Source organism: Oceanivirga salmonicida, assembly GCF_001517915.1.
GTDB lineage: Bacteria > Fusobacteriota > Fusobacteriia > Fusobacteriales > Leptotrichiaceae > Oceanivirga > Oceanivirga salmonicida.
The window spans coordinates 1-5,080 of record NZ_LOQI01000090.1 but is presented as its reverse complement, the minus strand read 5'-3'; the positions used below and the strand labels follow the sequence as shown (position 1 = coordinate 5,080).

3 protein-coding genes are annotated in these 5,080 nt (G+C 24.6%); all 3 read left to right on the top strand.

All coding sequences use genetic code 11. The features are described from left to right. Positions 1–580 precede the first annotated feature (580 nt). Entirely contained in the window at positions 581–1,984 is a 1,404-nt protein-coding gene (locus AWT72_RS07975) for a hypothetical protein (RefSeq protein WP_067143389.1), read from the top strand. A gap of 113 nt (positions 1,985–2,097) precedes the next feature. Continuing rightward, entirely contained in the window at positions 2,098–3,759 is a 1,662-nt protein-coding gene (locus AWT72_RS07970) for an AAA family ATPase (RefSeq protein WP_067143386.1), read from the top strand. Between the two features lie 213 nt (positions 3,760–3,972). Further along, a complete protein-coding gene (locus AWT72_RS07965) occupies positions 3,973–5,022 on the top strand; it encodes a hypothetical protein (protein ID WP_067143384.1) in 1,050 nt (349 codons plus the stop codon). The last annotated feature ends 58 nt before the right edge of the window (positions 5,023–5,080 follow it).

Here is a 5,080-nt window from a genome sequence, read left to right as displayed (position 1 = left end):
AAATGACCCCTAAAATGGCTTGAAATAAAAGTTCAAATTAGGAGTCGTTTTTTGTTATGTATAATTTAAGACGATTTAATAATGGAATATATTTTTTGATAGATATTTTAGCAGTAGAATAACTAATTTTTAAAATATTATTAAAGAAATAATTCGTGAATATAATTTTTTAACTATTTAAGTTTTTTAGACATAAATTATCATTTTCTTTAATTATATTTATAATGTATTTATACCACGAAAAATAGCTATAAATTATGAATTATTCTAGAAAATTAAATGAGTTATTAAAGAAAAACTTTTTGTAAAAGTTCACAAAAAAATGAAAAAAGAATTATACTATTATTAAAAAAACTTGAAAAATTGTCGTAAATATGGTATATTAATATAAGTTAGGGAGATTTAATAAAATAATTACTTCAATAAAAACATTAAAATTAAAAACTAAATAAAATAAGGGTAAATGAAGTAATATTTTTAGAAAATTCTTCATAAGTATTGCATTTTAGCCATTTTAGTGTTAAAATCATACTAAGAAATTCTAAAAAGAATTAGAATTATGAAAAAAGGAGAGATAATTATGAAAAAAATTTTATTATTGTCAGCGCTTGTTGCTTCAATAGCATCAGTTGCAGCGGCAACAACAGGGGAGTTTAAAATTGAGACTGAACACAAAATGAAACATTATAAAGATGTTGCATTTTCTGAAATGTTAAATCATTCAGGTCATATGCTAAAAACAAGTGGAGATGTTAATATAGCAGGTTCTGGATTTCATTTAGGGGGAGATTTAAAATTTGAAAGAGGACTATCAGTAAAATTTGATGATGCTACAAATAAAAATGTATTTGAAGCAAAAAACTTAGAAGTTAAAGATATAAACGTATACGCTAAATATGAAATACCTACTAAGGTTGAAGGTTTATCAACATATGTAAAAGGACAATTAGGATTTGCTGATTTAACCAAAACAGCACCAGCAGATAAAAAAATAAAAACTACTGGAGAAGCAAATGTCGAATATAAAAAAGATGATATGGAATATATATTTAATACAAAAACAGAAGCTAAAATGCAAATAGCAACAACAGCAGCATTTAATCCAGAATTTGATTCTACTCATAAAGTTGAAATTAAAGGTAAAACAAAAGTTGCGCAAGATATAATTGCTAAGGTTGAGGTAGAACATGATTACCAAGTAAAAGCTAAAAAATTTGAACCTAATGTTAAAGCGCATGTTGAATTAGGTGCAGGTGGAATGATAAATGATGAAACTAGTATTAAATTTAATAATAAATTTGATATGATGATACATACAGGTGATAATAAATATGATAAGGAAATAAAAGATTATAAAGTATTAGAAGATTGGAAAAAATTTGGTGATACAAGCGAAGGATTTGCAAAAAGTGATATTTCTAATAAATTTGATATAGTTGCTACTTGGAAAAAAGATGGATTTGAATTAACAGGGAATCCATTTGTAGAATTACAATCAAAAGAAACTAAAATTGTATTCCCAATTGCATCAGTAAATGATAAATTATTAGTAGGTTATGGATTAGATACAAAAGCTAAATATACATACAAGAATTTTACAGTTGGTGGACATGCATTATTAGGTGGAAAATATGATAATGCTAAGGCAGCAGCAGAAATGGAAGGTAAATTTAAATTTGGACTTTATGGAGAATATAAAGGTGTTGTTAATGATATGTTAACTATAACTCCACGTTTAGAAGCTAAATCTGAATTTAATGGAGTTAAAGCTTCAAATGATCCTGTTAACAAAAAACCATCATTAACTGGTATAGTATTTGAAGTTATACCAAAATTATCAGTTGAATATAAACCAATTGAAAAATTAACTTTAAAAACAAGTGTTGAAACACCAGTTAAATTTAAAGCTACAAAAACTGTAACTGATTTCGGATATAGTGAAACTGAAATGAAAGCTACATTAGGAGCAGAATATAAATTCTAATAAATTAATAGATGATTAGAGAGAGAAATCTCTCTTTTCTTTTTATTATATTTTTTTGAGACTTGAAATATATGTGAATAGAGAATATAATATATAAAAGAAAGGGTGATATTATGGTAGAGTTTAAGACGAGTTTTAGTGCAGAAAAAATAGAAAAAGATACTTTTTATGTAGATAAAACAATGCTTATAGATAAACTAATAAATAATAATGGTAATCCTATAAACGAAACTGTATTAATATGTAGACCACGTAGATTTGGTAAAACACTTGGTTTAGATACAATAAACTTTTTCTTTAATAAAAATAAAAAAGAAAAGGCATTGGAATTTTTTGGTGATAAAAAGATAGCCAAGACAAAAAAAATGAAATATTTAGGAACTAGATCAGTAATACACCTTGATTTTAAAAATGGAGAAGCAAAAAATCTAAATGACGTAAAATATGCAATACAAGACCTTTTATTAGAATACTTTTATGAGTTAAAAGATAAAGATATTTCTTTTGCAGTTAAAAGTAAAATATTAAATATATTAGAAAAAAGGGAAAAAGCATTAGAATTAGATAAATCACTTCAATTATTAACAAGGGCTATACATGAAGTAGAAGGTGTTAAACCAATATTATTAATAGATGAATATGATAGTTTTGTAATAGATATGCTTGATAAAGATGAATTGCCAGAAGTAATATCTTTTTTTAGAACTTTATTTGGTACAGCTTTAAAAGGTAATCCCGATTTACATTTTGCAGTATTGGTAGGAATAACAGAATTAACAGCTAATTCAATATTTTCAGCATTAAATAATAGAGTAATAAGTAATGTATTAGATAATCAAGAAGATAAATTTGCTGATTTATTCGGTTTCACACAAGAAGAAGTAGATTATTGGCTAGAAAAACTAGATTTAATGAGTGAGCGTGAAAGAATAAAAGAATATTATGATGGTTATAGAATAGGAAATAGAGATATATATAATCCAAATTCAGTATCAAGAGCCTTAGATATTTTAACTGTAAATAGAAATGCAGTACTTAAATCATACTGGGTTGCAACAGGTTCAAATAGTATAATGGAAAATATATTATCAAATTACTTTGATACAAGTAATTTATCAAAAGAATTATTTAAATTAGTTAGTGGAGAAACAATAGCAGTAACACTAAAAAAAGAATTTACGAATAAGAATTTAAGTGATGCAGAAGCTTTTTATACTTTTTTACTATATGCAGGTTATTTAACAGCAGTACAAATTTCAGATTGTAGAATATCAGTAAGAGTTCCTAATTTAGGAATTAAAAAAGCAATTCAAAATATGGTAGGTTCAATATTATCAAGAGCAAAAAATGAAAAATATCTTGCACTTAAAGAAGCAGTAGATAGATTTGATATAGAATTAATGCAACAGGTATTTCATGATATACTAAAGCAAGTATATGCAAAAGATATTAAGACATATGAGAAAGCCTATAGAACCTTTGTGGCAACTTTATTTAACTTATCAGGTTACTATATAGCCAAAGTAGAACAAAAAGCAGGTATAGGGGAAGTAGATATAGTATTACTACCCAAAGATGTATTAAGAAAATCAAAATTAATAGAACTAAAACTCGCAAAAACACCAAATGAAATAGAGAATAAACATAAAGAAGCAAAAGAACAAGTAGAAACTAGGAAATACAAAGACTATTTTAAAGAAGAGCAGTTAGATGGTTTACAGATATATACTATGGTATTTTGTAATTATGAAGTGAGTATAAAAGAAGTTAAATAGATTATTAAAGAGTATAGAGAAAAATCTATACTTTTTTTGTATAAATTTAATTTTAATTTTTTTTAACGAAATAATATAAAATTTTTTTTGCACTTGAAAATATTAGTGCAATTTTTTTTTATTTTTTTTCTTGTAATTTTTTGTTTAGTTTTTTTAAATTTTCATATTTTAACTTTTTTAATTTCTTTGTATATTATTTGTGAAAGGAGAATTATGCTAGATAGAAAAACTTTTTTAGAACATACTAAAATATTTGAAAAGGAGATATTAACTAGATTAGAAAACGGCATATCTGACCTTAGAAGCGCGTTTAAGGGCATTTTAAGGCAAAGCCCTACAATTTATACCTGTGCATTGCCTAAATGCTCAAATTTCGACTATTTTTTATCTCAAATGATATGTGATGAAGAGATAACAATTTATTCAGAATATTTATCTAGTGTATATGTATATGACATCGATAAAATATCTGATATGTATGTGGGTTATTTTGAATTTTCAGATGAAAAATATAGATTTAAATATATATTAGAACCTGATACACGATATATAGAATTAATTAAATCTTTGTATCACTCTTTCATACTTTCAAATTTTAAATGGCAGGGAATAGATTTAAGAGATATTAATAAAATGTATAGAGTAAAAATTATTGAATATATCGATGATATTAGTTTAATAGATGGAATGGAATATAGTATTAATTATGATTTAGATAATAATTTTTCATTTGAGACTCGTATATATTGGAATGTAATAGAAAGTTGTTGTATTGCTAAACAGTATTTAACAAGGTTAGGTGATTTGGCATATAGGTATGTTATTGATATTAATGAAGAATCTACATATTTAGTTAATAGCGATTTAGTAGAAGACGTTATAAATTATTCAAATTCAATTGAAATATATTCAAAAAAATCTGACCTATATTCTTTTCCAATTTTTAAAGTATGTCCTTTTGATAAAAGATTAGTCCCAAATTATGCTTGTAATGTACCATATGCATTGATTAATGTAATATCATTAGGAAATATCAGTAGATATTTAACTTTATATGGAATAAATGTAGTAAAGATTTTTAAATCAAATGAGACATTAGCTTGTTTAATTATACCAGATTATAATCCGTATATTGAAAAATATTATAGTTCTAATATATACATTGAAATTTCTAAACCAAGTTCATATCTAGACTTATATTTAGCAATTAATATATTGCAACTAGAAATACCATCATATAGGTTAAAGGTATATGAGAAGTAGTTATAAGCCATATCTATGGTATTTACAGTATATAGATAAATATAGTATTTGCTAAATA